The organism is Corynebacterium diphtheriae (assembly GCF_001457455.1).
GTDB lineage: Bacteria > Actinomycetota > Actinomycetes > Mycobacteriales > Mycobacteriaceae > Corynebacterium > Corynebacterium diphtheriae.
This window is the reverse complement of record NZ_LN831026.1, coordinates 209346-228850: the sequence shown is the minus strand read 5'-3', so window position 1 is coordinate 228850 and position 19505 is coordinate 209346. Positions and strand designations below refer to the sequence as shown.

At 56.8% G+C, this 19505-nt stretch carries 19 protein-coding genes and 1 tRNA gene; 9 read left to right on the top strand and 11 right to left on the bottom strand.

Going from position 1 to position 19505, the window contains the following annotated elements; all coding sequences use genetic code 11:
* The first annotated feature begins 260 nt into the window (after window positions 1–260).
* Window positions 261–1118 (top strand): HAD family hydrolase, encoded by an 858-nt coding sequence (locus tag AT687_RS01155; RefSeq protein WP_014318567.1) that lies wholly within the window; start codon window positions 261–263, stop codon window positions 1116–1118.
* Here the strand turns inward: AT687_RS01155 and AT687_RS01150 are convergent.
* Window positions 1056–1709, bottom strand: a complete 654-nt coding sequence (locus AT687_RS01150; protein ID WP_014318566.1) for a hypothetical protein — start codon at window positions 1707–1709, stop codon at window positions 1056–1058. The genes AT687_RS01155 and AT687_RS01150 overlap by 63 nt on opposite strands.
* 127 nt (window positions 1710–1836) lie before the next feature.
* On the opposite strand from AT687_RS01150, the gene AT687_RS01145 reads away from it, so the two are divergent.
* On the top strand, window positions 1837–2337 hold the full coding sequence (locus AT687_RS01145; protein ID WP_003850430.1) for a phage holin family protein: 501 nt from the start codon (window positions 1837–1839) through the stop codon (window positions 2335–2337).
* A gap of 87 nt (window positions 2338–2424) precedes the next feature.
* Window positions 2425–3363 (top strand): alpha/beta fold hydrolase, encoded by a 939-nt coding sequence (locus AT687_RS01140; protein WP_014318565.1) that lies wholly within the window; start codon window positions 2425–2427, stop codon window positions 3361–3363.
* Here the strand turns inward: AT687_RS01140 and AT687_RS01135 are convergent.
* The 4 genes from AT687_RS01135 to nth are packed head-to-tail and all read right to left on the bottom strand — an operon-like array spanning window position 3360 to window position 6627.
* Window positions 3360–4544 (bottom strand): MarP family serine protease, encoded by a 1185-nt coding sequence (locus tag AT687_RS01135; protein ID WP_014318564.1) that lies wholly within the window; start codon window positions 4542–4544, stop codon window positions 3360–3362. The two genes, AT687_RS01140 and AT687_RS01135, sit on opposite strands and share 4 nt — an antisense overlap.
* 34 nt (window positions 4545–4578) lie before the next feature.
* On the bottom strand, window positions 4579–5322 hold the full coding sequence (locus AT687_RS01130) for an NUDIX hydrolase (RefSeq protein WP_014318563.1): 744 nt from the start codon (window positions 5320–5322) through the stop codon (window positions 4579–4581).
* Window positions 5319–5879 carry a TlpA family protein disulfide reductase gene (locus tag AT687_RS01125; protein ID WP_014318562.1) on the bottom strand — a complete coding sequence of 187 codons (561 nt, stop codon included), beginning with the start codon at window positions 5877–5879 and terminating at the stop codon, window positions 5319–5321. The genes AT687_RS01130 and AT687_RS01125 overlap by 4 nt, the downstream gene beginning before the upstream one ends.
* Window positions 5872–6627 carry an endonuclease III gene (gene nth / locus AT687_RS01120; RefSeq protein ID WP_014318561.1) on the bottom strand — a complete coding sequence of 252 codons (756 nt, stop codon included), beginning with the start codon at window positions 6625–6627 and terminating at the stop codon, window positions 5872–5874. The genes AT687_RS01125 and nth overlap by 8 nt, the downstream gene beginning before the upstream one ends.
* Window positions 6628–7131: 504 nt before the next feature.
* Between nth and glxR the strand changes: the two genes are divergently transcribed.
* Entirely contained in the window at window positions 7132–7815 is a 684-nt protein-coding gene (gene glxR / locus AT687_RS01115) for a CRP-like cAMP-activated global transcriptional regulator GlxR (RefSeq protein ID WP_010934193.1), read from the top strand.
* 60 nt (window positions 7816–7875) lie between these two features.
* On the opposite strand, the gene AT687_RS01110 is transcribed toward glxR, so the two are convergent.
* From AT687_RS01110 to AT687_RS01095, 4 genes are read right to left on the bottom strand one after another with little or no spacing between them, the layout of a single operon-like run.
* Window positions 7876–8700 (bottom strand): MBL fold metallo-hydrolase, encoded by an 825-nt coding sequence (locus tag AT687_RS01110; RefSeq protein WP_014302814.1) that lies wholly within the window; start codon window positions 8698–8700, stop codon window positions 7876–7878.
* Between the two features lie 48 nt (window positions 8701–8748).
* Window positions 8749–9213 carry a RidA family protein gene (locus AT687_RS01105; protein ID WP_014318560.1) on the bottom strand — a complete coding sequence of 155 codons (465 nt, stop codon included), beginning with the start codon at window positions 9211–9213 and terminating at the stop codon, window positions 8749–8751.
* A gap of 1 nt (window position 9214) precedes the next feature.
* Window positions 9215–9370 (bottom strand): Sp36 family protein, encoded by a 156-nt coding sequence (locus AT687_RS01100; protein WP_003850415.1) that lies wholly within the window; start codon window positions 9368–9370, stop codon window positions 9215–9217.
* A gap of 40 nt (window positions 9371–9410) precedes the next feature.
* Complete coding sequence (locus AT687_RS01095; protein ID WP_010934190.1) at window positions 9411–9758, bottom strand: WhiB family transcriptional regulator; 348 nt, start codon at window positions 9756–9758, stop codon at window positions 9411–9413.
* A gap of 198 nt (window positions 9759–9956) precedes the next feature.
* On the opposite strand from AT687_RS01095, the gene AT687_RS01090 reads away from it, so the two are divergent.
* Window positions 9957–12341: a transglycosylase domain-containing protein gene (locus AT687_RS01090; RefSeq protein WP_014318559.1), complete on the top strand. Its 2385-nt coding sequence runs from the start codon at window positions 9957–9959 to the stop codon at window positions 12339–12341.
* Window positions 12342–12345: 4 nt separating this feature from the next.
* On the opposite strand, the gene AT687_RS01085 is transcribed toward AT687_RS01090, so the two are convergent.
* Entirely contained in the window at window positions 12346–12810 is a 465-nt protein-coding gene (locus tag AT687_RS01085) for a GatB/YqeY domain-containing protein (protein ID WP_003850409.1), read from the bottom strand.
* 36 nt (window positions 12811–12846) lie between these two features.
* Between AT687_RS01085 and AT687_RS01080 the strand changes: the two genes are divergently transcribed.
* The 3 genes from AT687_RS01080 (at window position 12847) to AT687_RS01070 (ending at window position 14999) form a co-directional block, all read left to right on the top strand.
* Window positions 12847–13752, top strand: coding sequence for a metallophosphoesterase (locus AT687_RS01080; RefSeq protein WP_014318558.1), 906 nt, complete (start codon window positions 12847–12849; stop codon window positions 13750–13752).
* Window positions 13753–13825: 73 nt separating this feature from the next.
* A tRNA-Pro gene (locus tag AT687_RS01075) sits at window positions 13826–13902 on the top strand.
* Window positions 13903–14108: 206 nt separating this feature from the next.
* A complete protein-coding gene (locus tag AT687_RS01070) occupies window positions 14109–14999 on the top strand; it encodes a PDDEXK family nuclease (protein WP_014307870.1) in 891 nt (296 codons plus the stop codon).
* A gap of 68 nt (window positions 15000–15067) precedes the next feature.
* Here the strand turns inward: AT687_RS01070 and AT687_RS01065 are convergent, their stop codons facing one another.
* Entirely contained in the window at window positions 15068–16423 is a 1356-nt protein-coding gene (locus AT687_RS01065; RefSeq protein ID WP_014318557.1) for a membrane protein, read from the bottom strand.
* 169 nt (window positions 16424–16592) lie between these two features.
* On the opposite strand from AT687_RS01065, the gene AT687_RS01060 reads away from it, so the two are divergent.
* Window positions 16593–19505 carry a DUF4040 family protein gene (locus AT687_RS01060; protein WP_014318556.1) on the top strand — a complete coding sequence of 971 codons (2913 nt, stop codon included), beginning with the start codon at window positions 16593–16595 and terminating at the stop codon, window positions 19503–19505.

Genomic DNA, 19505 nt, shown 5'->3' with positions numbered 1-19505 from the left:
TGCGCGAACCGCCACCCGGCCACAGGGGGGCGGGCCGGGGCAGGCCACACTGTATATCGGGGCCTTGCACTCACATTATGGCATAGACCACCAAAATGAGCAATTCGCGATTTTTCACCTCCTCATGGGTGGGTCTAAGACACCCCCGCACAGCCTCTTAGGCCAAGCAACGAAACCCCACCTACCGCCCTGACACAACAGCGCATACACTGGTGGCCACAAACACTGGACACAGCAACCCCAAGGAGGCCCTGACCTTTATGAATGCACCCCAGCTGGATACCCACCAGCCCCGCATCGCGGCCTTCTTCGATCTTGATAAAACCATCATTGCCACATCCTCCGCGTTGGCCTACGGGCGGGAGTTCATGCACTCGGGGCTCATCACCCCCGCCGAGGCCCTCCAGATGTCCATGGCCAAAGCAACCTACATGTTTTCTGGCTACTCCAGCGAACAAATGGATCACACCAAAAACCAGCTCGCCCATCTCATTACCGGCTGGAGCGAAGAACAAGTACGTGAGATCGCCAGCGACACTCTCCAGAGTGTTGTCGCCCCCGCCATCTATGCCGAAGCTCGCGACCTCATTCACATGCATCAAGAAACCGGCCACGACGTAGTAATCATCTCCGCATCCGCTCGGATCCTCGTAGAAGCAATCGCCGCAGAGCTCGGCGTCGACCAAGTAGTGGCAACAGAACTGACCGTTGTAGACGGCAAATTCACCGGCGAGGTTCCGTTCTATTGCAAAGGTGCAGCTAAAGCACAAGCCATCCTTGAGCTCACCGACAAGCGCGGCTATCAACTGGACCGCAGCTTCGCCTACTCCGATTCCATCACCGACCTCCCTATGCTTGAGGCCGTGGGCAACCCGCGAGCCGTCAATCCCGACCGCGCCCTCAAAAAAGTCGCTCTTGATCGCGATTGGGAAATCCATACGTTTAAAAATCCGGTGGCCCTTTTTAGCAAACCCACTAAACGTGATCTCCAAATATCCACCGGCGTAGCAGCTGGTGTAGCAGCCGTGGTTGGCTCTGTGATGTGGTGGAAGTCTCTAAACGGCCGCAGCGATAGACTCCGCCTCAGCTGCACCCGCGATCCAGGCACGCAGATGTAAAGCGACAAAGTCTGCGGCTGCATCGGCACTGTCAGCCCAGTGGTCAGCACACCTGTGATAGTCCTCGTGGTGTCTACGTAGGTAAGGTTCGGGAACGCAGAGCCCACGCGGATCAAAACCCAGACCGTAGGCAAGGACTCGGGAAGCCACGCGTGCGACGATCGCAGAGCGTGGGCCAAAAGGGGCACGGGCAAGGATCTCACCATGAACCACGGCTGTACCAAGTCCCGAATGTGGTCGTGCTGAAATAAAGCCTGCTAAGGATTGCAATGCAGCACTTCCCTGTTCTGGTCTTCCGGTGCCACCGCTGAGGACGTCGATACGCGCGAGCAGTTGGAGGGGTGCACGCACAAAAGTCGTGGAGCTGCGCGCAATATGGTCGGGGGCCAGCACGCTGTAGGCGCTGATATGGTGTTGCTCACTGATCTGTGGCGTCAACTGAGCGCTGCTGCGCGCACCTCTGAACACGCCTTCAGCACTGGTGAGGTCACTTCGGCGCAAACTTACTGGTCGACGGTGTACAGCAGCGATTGTCGACTCGGCTTCGGCGAGCAGGGTACGGATGTCTTCTCGGTCGAGCAAACCATTCATAGCTGCCCATGATCCTCGCTAAGACTACGAAACGGCAACAATTGGCCCACAAAATTCACCCTCGGCGCAAATTCGTGGCAACATTGGGGATAACTGTTTTAAATCAATGATCTGGAGGGACCGACCCGTGAGCAACGACAAGGGCTTTTTCACCGAGGGCAATGACGCGTTCGAGGCGAAGGTCAACGCAATTCCGCTGACCGATGTAGATGCCACCAACAAGGGATCCATTGGTTCCTTGGTGAGCGATGCCACCGCCCAAATGTCCTCCTTGTTCCGCGCGGAGGTCGAGCTCGCTAAGACTGAGCTTGCCGTTGAAGCTAAAAAAGGTGTGATTGGCGGCGGCATGTTCGGCGTTGCCGGCACCATCGCTTTGTACAGCTCTTTCTTCTTTTTCTTCTTCCTTGCCGAGCTGCTCAACTTGTGGATCGACCGCTGGGCTGCCTTCTTGATCGTGTTCCTGTTCATGCTGGTTCTCGCCGGCGTGCTTGCGCTGGTTGGTTTTAAGAAGGTCAAGAAGATCAGCAAGCCAAAGGAGACGATCAACTCCGTTAACGAGCTGAAAAAGCTTGTCCCAGGTAAGGCTCAGGCAAAGCTCGAGGCAAGCAATCGCGGCCTCTACAGCTAGTGCACAGTTAAAGCCCCACGCTCATTGATCTAACAACGCCTCCGTTTTCGGGGCGTTGTTATGTTATTTAGAAGGAGCTACCCCGATATGGCGGCGTTTTTTAGGCGCAGCAACCCCTCCCCTAAGGTTCCACCGGTGCCGATCTCGCCACACGTTGTGGAACTCGACGGGCCATTTAGCCATATCATGCTCCATACCCGTGGCGTACGCCTGCATGCGGCAACTGCTGGCAACCCCACTAATCCCCTGATAGTGCTACTCCACGATTCTTTCGGCGGCTGGTTCGATTTCAAAGAATGCCTCGCCCCCCTTGCGGCGGCGGGTTTTCATGTTGCCGCCATTGATTTCCGTGGCTACGGCCTCTCCGACAAGCCGCCTACGGGCTACGATCACTACCTCGCAACCGGCGACATCGCCGGCTCGATCCGTACTTTGGGCCACGAGTCCGCGCATGTGATCGCCTGCGGTTCCGGTGCCGCGATTGCGTGGCTGCTTGCTGCGAACTACCCGCGCCACGTCGCCTCGTTGACCACCGTGGGCGCGATTCACCCCCTTGATATGCGCCGCGCCATCATCGGCAGACCGTGGCTTTTTACCTATCCGGTCAGTATGACCACAATGTTTCGACTCCCCCGAGTCCTCAGTAAGCGCCTGTGGCGTCTGAAGGGTATGTGGGTTGAGCGCGACCTACGGCGGTGGACGTCGTTAAGCTTCCAAGCAAGCCCTAAATTCGCGGACACACTAGCGCTGCGTCGCCTCGCCATGTCCATTGACTCCACTTTCCCCGCGGTAGCCAAAACCTCACGCTATGTGGTCAATGTGCCGCCGCTGAAGTGGGCATCGCAGCATGTTACGGCCCCAACACACGTGCTTGTCGACGCCACCCCCTACGCCCGCTACCTCGCCCGACGTGCCGCATCACGCTGCACTGGGGACTTTGACACGTTCAGTATCCCCAGCACGCGAATGCGTCCGCATCTAGAAGACCCAGCAGCTTTTGTTGCCCAGGTGCTCAAACTTCTTTAGTTCACCACGCACTGCTGCGTGGCCACGGGGGTGTGCAGCGCACTGGTATCGCCTACCATATTGAGCACTTCTTTGGCGGTGAGGGCATAGCCAATATCTGTGGCATCAACGGAGGCGCCGAAAACCACACCGATGACGTTGCCCTCAGCATCCACCATGGGGCCGCCAGAGTTGCCTTGGCGGATACTTCCACGTGCGGTGTAGGATTCGCGCTCTACGCGGCCGTTAGCGTAGATGTCGGGGCCTGCGATGATAATGCGGTCGCTGATACGTGCCGGCGCTGCCTCAAAGGGGCCGGATTCTGGGAAGCCCATCACGATAGCGTCTGCACCAGTTTCTGCAGGTTCGGGCGCCCACTGTAGTGCCGGCAGGTTAAGCCCCTCCGCTTCGAGTACAGCGATGTCGAGCTGTGGGTTGTAATAAACCACGGTGGCGTCGACCATGCCCACCACGGTGTCGAGGCTAACGCGCTCGGTTCCAGCTACCACGTGGGCGTTGGTTATCACGTGGGTGGCGTCGACAACAAAGCCAGATCCCATCAGGCGTCGGCTGCATTCTTCCGACTCGCCCAGCACGTGGATCACCGAGGGCCGCAGGCGTTCTACCAGCGCAGTGTCCGCCACCTTGATAGCGGGCGCTTCCACTTGGCTGGAGTGCTGCTTTTCCATAAATGGCGACACCAGCGGCGGCAGGCCGCTCTCATTGAGCATCGCCGAGATTTTCGACGGCAGCGCAGACAACTGCGAAGGTGCACCGTGGTCCACAAACCCTAAGATCTCAGAGTTTTTAATCCCCTGCGATATGCCACCACTTAGCCCTGTGGCCAGCGGAATTGATACCAGCCACGCCACCAACAGCGTAGCTAGGGCCTGGAACACGGAACCGATCGCGGAATCTATCCACATGGTTTTCTTCCACAAGAAATGATCCCGAAGTTGGGCTCCTAAAATTCCGCCGACGAGGTTGCCCACGCCAACCAACAAAATCACGGTTCCTAGGGCTAGCAAAAACCGCAGGGCTACATGCTCGGTCAGTCCCATCACAAAGGGAGCTGCTGCTGCGCCACAGATAAGCCCTGCTACAACGCCAAGGGTTGAAAGCACGGAGGATACTGCGCCTTGCCGCCAGCCGGTAAAAATTGCGATCACTAACGCGATCACGATGGCAGCGTCGACTGTCATTCCGGGTGTCACTGTCGTGTCGTGCCTTCCTGCATTACGTCAAACGCTCGTTGTTCCGGGAACGAGCAAGGGTGTCGTATAGATCGTAGTGCTTGTGCGAATCCCACGGCTGTTCCCATCCCGCTTGATAAAGCATTGCATCTAAGAGTCCACCGGTAAAACCCCAAATAATAAAGTCGTTGATCCGAAACGCGGGACCAGACCAACGGTCAAATTCCACGGTGAGCCGGTTGCTGGGATCAGCTAATTCCGCAATGGGGATTGCGGCAACAGAGTCGGCTTCGTTGGGGCTTACCACCCCAACGCGACTCGGCCTGTGCCAATAGCCCAGCACGGGATGCACGGGGTATCCGGTAGCACGGATGTGCAGCATGGGAAAGGTAACAAGGGGCGTCACGCTCATGCGGTCCACACCGGTTTCTTCCCACGCTTCCCGCAGTGCGCAATCGACCACATTATGGTCGGTGGGGTCCATCCGGCCACCGGGAAAGGCAATTTGGCCGGAGTGCGATCGCATCGTTGGTGAACGGTGCGTGAGAAGCACGGTGGCGTCATTAGGCACGGTGTGTGCGAGGGGATCTCCTGCGAGCAGCATGAGCACGGCTGCTTGTTTGGTAGTTTCCGTGCGTTGCGGTGGGGCGAGAACACGGCGTAGTCGATCGCAGATAACGCCGTTGGCCACATCGCTTACGAGGGGTGAGAGCCACCGCGGGGCGAATTCTGGCCGCAGGTCGATGTTGTGCCCTGGGGCATCTGGTTGCGGAAAATCCACGGTCATCCTTTGTACACCTTGGCCATCACTGCGGTTTCTAGTTCTTCATAGGTGCTAAACGCGCGCGGCACAACTGCTTCTTTGCTGCCATCCGCGTTCACGATAACGGTGATGGGTACCACGTTGGGGAGCCCTAAGGTACCGGCGAATGCATTGTGATTATCTTGCAGCGAGGGCAGAGAAACGCCGAGGTCGTTGAGCAGTGCGGCGCCGTTGGCGGCATTGGTGTCGGCATGCACACCGATCACGCGTAGTTCGGGGTGACGTTGCGCCAACGTATCAAAAAGGGGTAGCTCGGCTCGGCATGGCTCGCACCACCATGCCCACACATTGACCACAGTTATTTTTGGATTCCCGTCGGGCATATGGGCTTTACCGCCGAGGCAGTCGAGCTGTACGCCAGCAACAGTGCTGACCTCGCAGTCTGGGCGCGATGCTACGTTTTGGGTTTCCTCTTGGAGGTTATCGGGCATGGGTTCGTTGTTATTTCCCACGATCATGCTGATGAGGGCGGCAAAGACTGCGACGAAGACGAGGGCAGACACCACGATTGTTTTACGCATTTCCAATACCTGCCATCTGAAGTAGGTGTTCGCGGTTGTCTCCGGTGACAAGAGTTTCTGCGCGCAGTGGATCTGTGGGTCCTACTTCCCCGTAGCTTGGGCAGCGCGGCGCAAGGAAGCACGCTCCACATGCAGCGGTGCGGGAATGGCATACGCGACGTCCGTGGAAGATGATCCGATGTGAGAACATGGTCCATTCTTTTTTTTCGATCAGATCGGCTATCTCGTGTTCGACTTTCACAGGGTTTGTCTGGGTAGTAAGCCCTAGGCGTCGCACGAGTCGTCCGAAGTGCGTATCGACGGTCAACCCTGGGATGTCAAAGGCGTTACCGCGCACTACATGGGCGGTTTTTCTTCCTACTCCTGGCAGGCTGACAAGGTGTTCTAGATCGCGTGGGATCTCACCGCCGAAGTCTGTGACCAGTTTTTGTCCCATGCCGATAAGATGTGCGGCCTTTGCTTTATAAAAACCGGTGGGGCGGATCATTTCTTGCAGTTCGGCTTCGTTGGCGCTCGCGTAGGCCTCTGCGGTGGGGTATTTGGCAAATAGTGCTGGGGTGACTTGATTGACGCGTACGTCGGTACATTGGGCGCTGAGCACCGTGGCGACGGTGAGTTCGAGTGGATTGTTAAAGTCCAGCTCACAGTGGGCGTCGGGATACGCTTTGGCCAGTTCCCGATTGATAGCGCGTGCGCGACGCTTGACCGCCAGTGCGGTGGGCTGCTGGGCGAGGTCAGGTCTACTCATATCCTCTACCTTAACGTGTGTTGGTAGTGCGCTAGGCTATGCCTATGATTCTTGCGCTCGTTATTGTGGCCCCGCTTGCGTTGGGAGCTTTTTTGTTGTGGATGGATCGTTTGGAAAAGGCGATCATGTCGCCACAGGAGCCGACTCCCCAGAAGTAGATGTGTTAACCATCGCATTGTGCGAAAAAAGCAATATAGGACACATCATAGAAACGGCACGTTCGGGGGTAACCATAGCCACGCAAAAACTATGCACATCAAACTTTCGCATAGTTCACGGCTTTTGATTCACCCCCACACTACCCCCAGTTCACACCCAGTGTGATAATTCAACTTGGGAGGTGCAAAAGTGACTCAACACATAGTATGGTGATCTAGGAAACAACCGGATGAGTCACAACCCACAAATCTCTCCGTTTCTACCCAAAGGTTGAGGCTCAACTAGGCGCCGCGTTAGCAACCAGACCGGAGAGGCTGCTAGGCGGCTTATCAGAGGAGTATTGACGTGGAAGGTGTACAGGACATCCTGTCCCGCGCTGGCATTTTTCAAGGCGTAGATCCTATTGCCGTAAACAATCTGATCGAAGATCTGGAAAGCGTCCGCTTCCCACGCGGTGCAACGATCTTCGAAGAAGGCGAGCCCGGTGACCGCCTGTACATCATCACATCCGGCAAAGTTAAGCTGGCCCGCCACTCCATGGACGGCCGCGAAAACCTACTCACTGTGATGGGCCCATCCGACATGTTCGGCGAGCTGTCCATCTTCGACCCAGGCCCACGTACCTCCTCGGCCGTCTGTGTGACCGAAGTACACGCAGCAACAATGAACTCTGAGATGCTGCGCCAGTGGATCGCCGAGCACCCAGAGATCTCCGAGCAGCTGCTGCGCGTGTTGGCGCGTCGCCTGCGCCGCACCAACAACTCCCTTGCAGACCTCATCTTCACCGACGTTCCTGGTCGTGTAGCTAAAACTCTTCTGCAGCTGGCTAACCGCTTTGGCACCCAAGAAGGCGGTGCCCTACGCGTGAACCACGACCTCACCCAGGAAGAAATCGCCCAGCTGGTTGGCGCTAGCCGCGAAACTGTCAACAAAGCTCTGGCTACCTTCGCACACCGCAACTGGATTCGCCTTGAAGGCAAGTCCGTGTTGATTGTAGATACCGAGCACCTAGCAAAGCGCGCTCGCTAAGCCACACGACAGCAAAAACAAAGGCAGGGGCATTGCCCCTGCCTTTCGTGTTGTGCGATTTTATTGCTGTTGTGCAAGGTAGCGCAGCGCTACTCGGGTGGACTGCTCAGCGGCACCGCGCAAAACGGGGTCCACGTCGTCATAGACTGCGTCGATAAGCTCTTTGATAGGCACATCTGCACCGCGCTGCGCAATCGCTTCCTTGATCTGATCAAGGCGCTGCATACGTCGCTCGATATACCAGTGCGCAAAGCTTGCCACATCGTCACCATCAGGGCCATGTCCAGGCAATAGCGCAATCCCTTTACCGCGTTTTTCCAACAGGGCCAGCGTGTTCAAATACTGGCCGAGGTCACCATCGGTCTCAGAGATCATGGTGGTGTGGCGACCAGCAATGGTGTCACCAGTAATAATCCCCTCAAGGGTAGATTCGTGTGGAACCCCACTCCACACGAAGAAACACACCGAGTCACTGGTATGCCCTGGGGTAAATACGACTTCTAGCTGCGGGGTTACCCCGTCGATAGCAATGATTTCGCCGTCGCGCAGCACCTCTCCCCCATGGCAATACGGTGCCTGCTGCGCTCGAATAGCAGCTCCCGTGAGTTGTCGGAAGCGTTCGGCACCGTCAGCATGGTCGTGATGACGGTGCGTCAAAAGAATAAGTCCCACGATTTCGGCTTTACCGTGAAGGACATTGAGGTGCCCTTCATCAGCAGGACCAGGATCGATGACAATACTGTACCGATCCCCCTCCGCTCGAACGACCCACGAGTTGGTGCCTTCAAGCGAGCTGTAACCAGGGTTTGGGCAAAGGACAACTCCTGCGGACGGGGTAACCGGCCGCAGCTGACTGTAAGCAGGATGCTCCATAGCTTTTAGCATAGCTACTCCAGCCGGCACACACGACCGAAACCCCAACCAAATCGAAGGTTAGTTGGCTACCTCGACGATAATTTCCAGCTCAACGGGGGCATCAAGTGGCAGCTCCGCAACGCCGACCGCGCTACGAGCATGCGCACCGGCCTCGCCAAAGATCTCACCAATGAGGTTGGATGCGCCGTTCACGACTGCTGGCTGGCCGCCAAAATCAGTAGCAGAGGCGACAAAGCCAGTGACTTTGAGAACGCGCGTGACATTATCAATGCCCACGAGTGCATCAACAGCAGCCAGCGCGTTCAATGCCGCGGTGCGCGCATAGGATGCCGCCTGCTCAGCGGTAACGGTCGCGCCCACTTTTCCGGTTGCGGGCAGCTGGCCATCAATAAAGGGCAGCTGGCCGGAGGTCCATACTTGGTTCCCCACCTTGACCGCAGGCACATAAGCCGCAACGGGCGCTGCAACGGAAGGAAGCATGATGTTAAGTTCTGCGAGTTTTTCGCTTATCGACGCCCCCATGTTATTCCACCGGGCGCTTCATGTAGGCGACAACGTTTTCAGGGTTTGGGCCTGGTACAACGCTGACGAGCTCCCAGCCGTCTTCACCCCAGGTATCCAGAATCTGCTTGGTTGCGTGCGTTAACAGTGGCACGGTCGAGTATTCCCATTTAGTCATGCATGCCACTGTACCGAAATCTTGTGAGCGCACACACGCCCTACATACCGAGAAGTTCGCCACCTTGGGCGAAGAACTGCTCCCAGCTATCTACATGAGGATTCTTGCGCAAAATGGCACGACGCTGACGTTCGGTGAGGCCGCCCCACACACCAAATTCGACCTTATTATCTAGGGCATCGGCACGGCACTGAATCATCACGGGGCATTGGCGGCAAATTGCTGCTGCACGACGCTGCTCCGCACCACGCACAAAGAGGGCATCAGGATCGCCGTTGCGACAGCTTGCTTGCATTACCCAGTCGTTTCGATCTCCGTTCCCATACTCCCCCTGCTGAGTATCTCGAAAGGGGTTTTTCTTGCCTGTGTTCATCAACGAAGCTGTCATGATGAACTCCTCCTGACATTAATCGGGAACCAAATGAGAGCCACATCAGCGTGGCTTTCTGCATCGTCTTACAACGTGCACAATAACTACAGCTGTTAGTGTATTCACAGTAAACCTTCTAAGTCGAATGAGTCACACTTTGAGGGGAGTTTTCCACTTCCCCCACGGGCAGTCCTTAGCTAGGGTAAGGGAGTGTCAATGTGGAATTCCCTGAAAGATATCGTCCTAGCAACGGTCGCCGGCGGCGTGGTATGTGCACTCGCACTCACCCCTGTGGCCGCTATTGCTGGCGTGGCCGTCGACCGTACAAACGACACAATGCAGTCCAACCTCCAAGACCTCACGGATGGTTCTGCACCTGGCGTTTCTACGATTTTGGACAACCGCAACAACCCCATCGCATGGGTGTATAAGCAGCGCAGGTTCGAAATCCCATCCGAAGCCATCCCGCAGTCCATGAAAGACGCCATCGTCTCCATCGAGGACCGCCGCTTCTACGAACACAAAGGTGTGGATATTCAGGGCAACCTCCGCGCCATTGTGACCAATATCTTCGCCGGTGGTGTCGCACAAGGAGCCTCCACCATCGACCAGCAGTACGTGAAGAACTTCCTCCTCTTGGTCAAGTCCGACAATCCCGAGGAGCAGGCAGCCGCAACGGAGACATCGATTCCCCGCAAGCTGCGCGAAATGCGCATGGCTAGCACTATCGATTCCACATTAAGCAAAGACGACATCCTCACCCGCTACCTCAACCTCGTCCACCTCGGCAACGGTGCCTTCGGCGTCGAGGCCGCAGCCCGCACCTACTTTGGCAAAGGTGCACCAGAGCTCAGCCTCGCACAGTCGGCCATGTTCGCAGGTATTGTCCAGTCCTCGTCCTACTTGGATCCCTACACCAACCCCGACGCGGTGATGGATCGACGCAACGTAGTGCTCGATACTATGGCGGCCAACGGCTACGCCACCCCCGAGGACGTGGCAGCGGCCAAAGCTGAACCCCTCGGCGTGCTCGAGCAACCACAGGGACTACCCAATGGCTGCATCACCGCTGGCGACAACGGATTCTTCTGCGACTACGTGCTGAAATACCTCAGCGAAAAAGGCTTAAGCACCGACCAGCTCACCCAAGGGTCCTACACCATCAACACCACGTTGGACCCCGACGTACAGCAGGCCGCGCACGCCGCCGCAGCAGGTCAGGTCAATTCGCACACCTTCGGTGTTGCCAATGTGATGAACATTGTCGAGCCTGGAAAAGACAGTCGTAAGATCCTCGCGATGACGTCGTCACGCGACTACGGCCTCGACCTCGACGCCGGCCAAACCGTCCTTCCGCAACCCACCTCCCTGGTAGGCAACGGTGCCGGCTCAGTGTTCAAGATCTTTACCGCCGCGGTCGCCCTCCAGCAGGGCTACGGTCTGGACACCCAACTCCAAGTTCCACCACGCTACGAGGCCAAAGGCATGGGCGACGGCGGTGCCGAGGGCTGCGGCGCCGGCACCTACTGTGTAGAAAACTCCGGCAGCTACGCACCACAAATGTCGCTACGCGACGCCCTCGCGTTCTCCCCGAACACACCATTCGTGCAAATGATTGAGAAAGTCGGCGTTAAAGACGTAGTAGACACCTCCGTCAAACTCGGACTACGTAGCTACGCCAACCCCGGCACCTTCAACGAAGACAACTCGATCGCCGACTACGTCAAAGAGCACAACCTCGGCTCTTACACCCTCGGCCCCACCGCCGTAAACCCCCTCGAACTGTCCAACGTTGCAGCCTCTCTCGCCTCCGACGGCATGTGGTGCGAACCAAGCCCCATCACCACCGTTACCGACGCCAAAGGCAACGAGGTATTCCTCGACCGCCCGGCCTGCGAACAAGCCATCGACCCAGAAATCGCCCAAGCACTCGGCGCAGGGCTAAGCCAAGACACCATCAAAGGAACCGGCGCACAAGCTGCCAAATCCCTAGGATTTAGCGCCCCAACAGCAGCGAAAACCGGCACCACCGAATCGCACTCCTCTGCTGCCTTCCTCGGATTTAACTCCAACTTCGCTGCAGCGTCCTACATCTACAACGACGGCACCACCGTCACCCCACTGTGCACCTCCCCTGTCGTACAGTGCGGCGAGGGCACCCTCTTCGGTGGTGACGAGCCCGCACGCACTTGGTTCACCGCAGCACAAAGCTCCGGCCTCGCTGCCAGCGGAAACCTGCCAAGCTACGACCCCAAGTTCAATCGAGGCGTCTCGGGATCCTTCGGCACCTCCTATGTCGGCCGCGAGGGCGAATCAGTGCGCAAAGAACTCAGCGCCAAAGGCTATAAAGTCACCATGACCTCCGCCCCAGGAGACGGCATCCCCAAAGGCTCCGTGGTCAACGTGATCGCCCCCGTCCCCCTCAAACCAGGCGGCACGATCGAACTTTTCATTTCCGACGGCACCCGCCCACGTATCACGCCCCCCTCAACAACTCGACGTCCCAACCCCACCGAGGAGGTCGTCCCAGGAACCGGGGTGAGCCAGAACGACCTTGACGATCTAGCTCACCAGCTCCAACAGCTCCTGCCTGGTTTCTAGCAGATTAGGCAAGCGCCGCACGAACAGCCGTGGATAGGCGCTTGCCATCGGCACGACCTGCAGCCTGCGCAGTGGCCAGCTTCATAACCTGGCCCATCTGCTTCATGGAAACATCCTCACCGAGCTCTGCCTTTACCTGAGCAACGGCCTCGGCAACCAGCGCCGCCAACTCGTCGTCGTCAAGCTGCTGTGGCTGGTACTCAGCCAAAATGTTCGCCTCGTTCGTCTCAGCGTCCGCCAACTCCGAACGCCCAGCCTCCGCATACACCTCCGCAGACTCACGACGCTTCTTAATCTCGCGAGCAATAACCTTGAGCACATCCTCATCAGTCAGCTCATGCTTAGAACCAGACGTCTCCTCCGTCTGAATCGCAGCCAACAACATACGCAACGTACCCGTGCGCTCCTTCTCACGAGCCTTCATGGCCGTGGTCAGATCCGCCCTAATTTTGTTTTTCAATTCGCTCATGGTTGCCCAGCCTACTCGGAAGGTAGAGTGATATGGGTGCGACTTTTAAAAACACTGCTAGGACTCACCGCAGCTACCGCCGCCACCGGAGCAGCAACGCTTGCGTGGGGCTACCGCGAATGCTCCAACTTTGAACTCAAAACCATCGACCTGCCCATCTTGGAACCAGGAATCCTGCGCGGCAACCCCCACTTCAGCATCCTGCACATCTCTGACCTGCACATGGTGCCCAACCAAACAACCAAGCAACGCTGGGTCGCACAACTCGACAAACTCAACCCCGACCTAGTGGTCAACACCGGCGACAACCTTAGCGACGCCAAAGCCGTCCCCGCCGTCATGCAAGCACTCTCACCACTGCTCAAGCGGCCAGGAGTGTTCGTCTTTGGCACCAACGACTACTTTGCACCCCGTATGGTCAACCCATTCGTCTACCTCCTCGGTAAAAAACGCACCCCCAGTCGCGTAGAACTCCCATGGAAAGGCATGCGCGCAGCGTTCATCGAACACGGCTGGCGCGACGCTAACCAACAGCGCCACGAATTCAAAGTGGACTTCCTACGCCTAGCCATCACGGGTGTCGACGACCCCCACCACGACCTCGACAACTACGACGACATCGCCGGTGCACCCAACCCCGACGCAGATCTCAGCATCGCGCTCACCCACTCCCCTGAACCACGCGTGTTAAAAAAGTTTGAGCAAGACGGATACATGCTCTCGCTATCTGGGCACACCCACGGCGGCCAAATCTGCCTACCTGGTTCACGAGCCCTCGTGACCAACTGTGGTATCGACCGCCCGCGTGTCCAAGGGCTCCACCGTTTTGGTTCCATGTGGATGCACGTTTCCAATGGGCTGGGAACCTCCAAGTTTGCGCCAGTGCGGATTTTCTGCAAGCCATCAGCCACCCTGATCCGTGTGACAGAAAGAACTCTATAACCCCTGTTCACTAGGGCTTTTGAACTTGCTGTGCCAAAGGACTACAGTTGGTCAAAGACACGCCAAGTGTCCTCGGGATATGGCGCAGCTTGGTAGCGCGCCTCGTTCGGGACGAGGAGGTCGCAGGTTCAAATCCTGTTATCCCGACCAACTCAAATTAACCGGTGTTCTCAGCTGAGAGCTCCGGTTAATTTGTCTTTCTGTATCCCGCAAACCGCCTCCTCGAGTTCAAGAACACAAAAACCGCAAGACGGCTAGTCCGCCCCGTCGACACCCGCCTTGGGTTTTCGAACTCTTGAGTTCGAGGTCACGAATTTGTGGTGGCAAAAACACTAGTCTGCCATTAGCGTGTAGGTATGAACGTCTGGGGGGACAAAATTCGAGTAATTGATACGCTGCGTATGTCTCATACCGAGTACGCACAATGGATCACGAATCAACAACATAAACATTTCAATATTCATGCTGAACTTTGGGCAGATTCGGAAGAATGGGAAGCACTCAATCCGTGGACTCGCGATTGGGCACGAATTCTGGCCGTCGGCAAGCGAGCACGTACTGGCGTGATTTGCGGCCGGTCTGCAGTCCGCCTGTGGAGACTAGGAATTCTAGGATATGAAGAACCAGTGGTCGTGGTGCTACCAGGTACAAAAACTGCTCCACGCAACACAAAGAGGTGGATTCATTACCGCTCTGCGCGAATCCCGTCAAACAAAATCACGGAGCATAAGGGGATTCGCTTCACCACAATGGAACGCTCTATTGGAGATCTCTGCCGATGGGGAACGTTCGCAGAGGGGCTTGTCGCTGTGGAATCCTATTTGCGTCAAGAGGATGCTCAGCCGTTTTTGTTGGAACAGGAATTGGAAGAGTTTGGACGAATTCCAGGGGTGCGTAAATTCCGTCGGGTATTGCAAGTGGCTGATTCCAAGTCGGAAAGTGTCGCCGAGTCGTGGGCAAAAGCGAAGCTCATCGAAGCGAATATTGCATTCGAGCAGCAAGTGCAGATCAATAATCGTCGTGCCGACTTTCTCGTCGGAAGCGTTGTCGTAGAAATCGATGGAGACATCAAGTTCCATGACGACGAACCGAGGGCAGTGCTCAAGGAGCGGAAACGCGACCGTGAGCTTCAAAATGCCGGCTATGTGGTGGCGCATTTTGACTGGGAGTCACTGAACTCGGGGACTTTCATCCCCTCGCTTCTCCGCCTCCTCGAATCCACGAACACAAAAACCCAAGGACGCTGATCTCACCCACGTCAGCTCTTCCTTGGGTTTTCGAACTCTTGAGTTCGAGGTCGCGAAAAGTTACAAAGTTACTCCGCCGTTGGCAGCGTTTGCTCCTCTTTTTTGCGCAGAATCATCACGCCGGCCGCCGCACACACTGCGCAGGCTGCGGTCACGCCCACGCCGAGTGCTGTGGTCGTGGTATCGCCAGCGTTACCGATGGAGCTGAGCGCCAAGGTGGGATAGTGCAGCGGCATGAAGTTGACCAGTGCTTTTGCGGCGCTGCTCAGGGCGGAGTTGGCGGCGGAGTTCCATACGAAACCAACGACTGCGACTTGGGCAATGGTCACAAGGGCGCTGAGGCCACGGCCGGTGCGCTCCCCGAAGATGCTGGTCAAAAGGGTGCCGAGCAGTGCTGCTCCGGCAACGGCGAGGGCGCTGACACCGGCGGCTGCGGCAGCCACTCCTGCGGTGATTTCGGTTCCTAGTAGGTAGACCAGTCCGCCGCCGAGAAGTGTGAGGGTGATAAAGGCGATGGTTCCCCAGATGCGGTCGCGAAGGTAGGCGGTGGCTGCGAGCATGAGTCCTGCTGCGATTAGGAATGCGTAGAGTGGTGCAAGTGTGCGGGTGACGCCTTGTTCTTGTGCTTCGGGGGTGCCGGCTTTGGTGATGGGGAGTGCGCGTTGGATGTTGCCTACGCGGGTTTGGTTTTCTTTGGCCATGGCGTCGATTTTTTTGGCGCCGTTGTCGAGGTCGCGGACACCGGTCAGTGCTTGGTCTACGCCGCCGGAGAGGTCGTTGAGTCCTGCTGAGAGGTCTTTTGAGCCTTTGGTGGCGGAGTAGATTCCGTCGTGGAAGCCGTAGCCTGGTACTGCTAGTTGGTTGGCGAGTTCGCGGGAGCCGTCGCGAAGCTTGTTCATTTGGCTGGTGATGTTGTCGTCGACTTTGAAGGTTTCTACTTGGCGTTTGAAGTCTTCGAGGTCGGGTTTGACGTCGGCGAGTTTGGGGTCGCTCATGGCGAGGTTGATGGCGGTGAGTAGTTGTCCGCGGATGACTTCGACGTTTTGGAATTGTCCGACTGCTTGGTCGATTCCGTTGGCGATTTCGGTGGCGCCGTTGCCCATTTGTCCGGTGGCTGCTTGGAGTTTGACCATGCCGTCGGCGAGTTGGGCTGCGCCGTTTTGGGCGGCTTTGGTGCCGTCGACAAGCTGGGTGGTGCCGTTTTTCAGGAGGCTGGCTTGGGAGCCTGCTTCGCCGGTTGCGCGCCGGATATCGACGAGTGAGGGGTCCTCTTGGACTGCGGGGGCTCCTTGTTGGGTTTCTTGTGCTGCGGACCAGGTGGCCGCGGGGTCTACGTTTTGTGTTGTGGCGTAGACGGTGCCGGCAATGAGCGGCACGAAAAACAGGGCTCCTGCGAGGGCTCGTCGGACAATTTTTCGGCTCATAGTTGTCCAACTTAATTAATAGGAATAGGTCTGTGGTTTTTGACTCACCGAAAAGCCGGTTAAAGTTTTTCGACCATTAAGTTCACGCTCAACACTGGTAACGTTGGTAACGTTGACTATCTTTAGTCAGAACTGTATGTTTCCCCGAATCCTTGGGTGTGAGTAATCTGTGACCCTGATAATTGTTCTCGTGCTGGCGGCCTGTGCGGTTGCGCTTGCGCCTGTTACAGTTCGGATTTGCGACCGAAAGGCGGGGTGGCCTCTGGCGGCCTTGTTTGTGGTCGCCGCCGTTCTGCTGTGTAAAGAGCTGCCTGGCATCATCGCCGGAACTCCTTTGACGTTGGAATATACGTGGGTTCCGGATTTTGTGGGCGATGGCGTTGATGTGTCGTTCGCATTGCGTGCCGACGCCCTCAGCTCGTTCTTTGCACTGTTGGCTCTGGGCATCGGCTCTGTCGTTTTTGCCTATTCCGCTTCTTATCTGCACAACAATGCGGGCAATACGAGCTTTTACACGATTATGACGGCGTTTATGGCGTCGATTCTGTTGCTCGTTTTTGCTAATGATGCTGTGCTGTTGTTTATCGCGTGGGAGCTGGTGTCTCTTGCGTCGTTTATGTTGATCGCTCGTTCGGGTGGCAAGGGCGGTGAGCTGGGTTCGCAGCGCACGTTGATCTTGACGTTTATTGGTGGCCTGACGTTGCTGGTTGCTATGGCGATTGCGTCGAATCAGGCTGGCAGCACCAATATTGATGCGATTATCCATGCTGGTTTCTGGGCGGAAAAGCCTGCGTTGACTGGTGTGGTTGCTGTGTTGGTGGCGGTGTCTGCGTTTACTAAGTCAGCGCAGTTCCCGTTCCATTTCTGGCTTCCGGAGGCAATGGCTGCTGCTACCCCGGTGTCGGCGTTCTTGCACGCGGCTGCTGTGGTGAAGGCTGGCATTTATGTGCTGTTGCGTTTCAGCGCGGTGTTTAGCGATGTTGCGGTGTGGAACTGGTTGCTCATTGTGGTGGGTATGTTCACTGCTGTGATGGCGTCGTTCTTTGCTATTCAGAAAACGGATATGAAGAAGCTCACGGCGTATTCGACGGTGTCGCATTTGGGTTGGATTGTGGCCACTATTGGTGTGGGCACTCCGTTCGCGTTGGCGGCTGCTGTGGTGCATACGTTGGCGCATGCGTTGTTTAAGTCGTCGTTGTTCATGCTGGTTGGCGTGGTGGATCATCAGGCTGGTACGCGTGATTTGACTCGTTTGGGTTCGTCGTGGCGCCAGTTGCCGTTTACGTTTAGTGCGATGGCGATTGCTGCGGCTTCTATGGCTGCGGTTCCTCCGTTGTTTGGTTTTGTTTCGAAGGAGGGCATGCTGGAGGCGTTCTTGCATGCTCCGATTGGTAACGCTGGCGTTGTGGTCTTGATGGTCGCTGCGGGTGTGGGCGCGTTGTTTACGTTTACGTATTCGGTGCGTTTGGTGATCGATGGCTTTATCGACGGTTCCCGTGAGATGTCGGATTGCAAGGAGGCTCCGGTGTCGTTGTGGCTGCCGGCTGCGCTTCCTGGTGTGTTGTCTATTCCGGCTGCGTTGTTTGTGAGCCGGTTGGATGCTCCAGTTTCTGCTGCGGTGAGTGAGGTTGCGGATGATCCGCATACTCATTTGGCGATTTGGCATGGGGTGACCATTCCGTTTGTTATCTCGATGTTGGTGTTGGTTTTTGGCGTGCTTGGCGTGGTCAAGCGTCAGTGGATTTGGGATTCATTGGCGGATCGTAAGCTTGCACCGCGTAGTGGTAATGAGTTGTTGAACTTGTCGGTTCGTGGCATTGCTGCGTTTGGTCGTTGTGTGGGTTCGATGGCGGATTCGCTGAGCCCGACGCGTCACTTGGCGTACGTGTTTATGTTGCTGGTGGTTTTGGGCGGCACGGTGACGGTTAAGGGTCTTGTTTCTGGCGGTATTGATGGGGTGCCGTTGGCACCGCGTATCGACGGAGCCGATCGTTGGGCGGATGCGTTGCCGTTGGCGATTATTGTTTTGGCTGCGGCGTTGTTGCTGCGTACGAAGCGTCGTTTGACTGCGGTGATCATGATTGGTGTGGTCGGCGTTGGTGTGACTGTTCAGATGTTGATGTTGGGTTCGCCTGATGTGGCTTTGACGCAGTTCATGGTGGAGGCGTTGACGGTGGTCATCATGATGATGGTGATTCGTCAGCAGCCGGATAATTTCCACCCTGGCAAGGGGCGTCGTAGAGCTTTTGCTGCGGTGATGGCTGTGGCTGTCGGCGTTGTGACGTTCTTGATGTGCTGGTTCGTTTTGGGTCGCCGTGAGCGCCCTGAGCTGGCGATCTGGTATCTCAACAATGGCCCGGAGATCACTGGCGGCGATAACGTTGTGAACACCATTCTGGTGGAGTTCCGTGCTTTCGATACCATGGGCGAGCTGTCGGTGCTGGGTATGGCCGCTGTGGTGATTGCTGCGGTGGTGACGTCGATGCCGCGTTACCCGTTTGCGCATGGCACCCACCCTGCTCCGTTTGGTTTGTCGCATGTGAACTCAATTCCGTTGCGTCAGCTGCTGCGCGTACTCATTCCGATTTTGGGTATTTTGAGCTTTGCTATTTTCATGCGTGGTCACAATGCTCCTGGTGGCGGCTTTATTGCGGCGCTGGTGGCCGGTGGCGCGTTGATGCTCAGCTACCTGTCTCATGCTCGCGACCAGCACATTTTCACTTTTAAGACGCCGATTTATCTGACGTCGATTGGTATTATTTTGGCGCTGATTTCTGGTTTCTTGGGCCTTACCCATGGTTCGTTCCTTTATGCTTTGCATGGCCATTGGGCTGGGGAGCACTGGACCACCGCGATGATCTTCGACTTGGGCGTGTACTTGGCGGTGCTGGGTATGCTGTCGATGGCGATTAATGCGCTGGGCAGCTATTTGCGCCCTGGTATGGACTACGAGCGTTTGAACTTTACTCGCGACGAGTCCCCGCTTGTCTCCCCTGCGAAGGTGGAGGCTCAGGCTGACGACGATCTCGACTGGCCTGAAACTAAATCCTCAGCACAAGCCTCGCAGCCGAAGGAGGCCTAA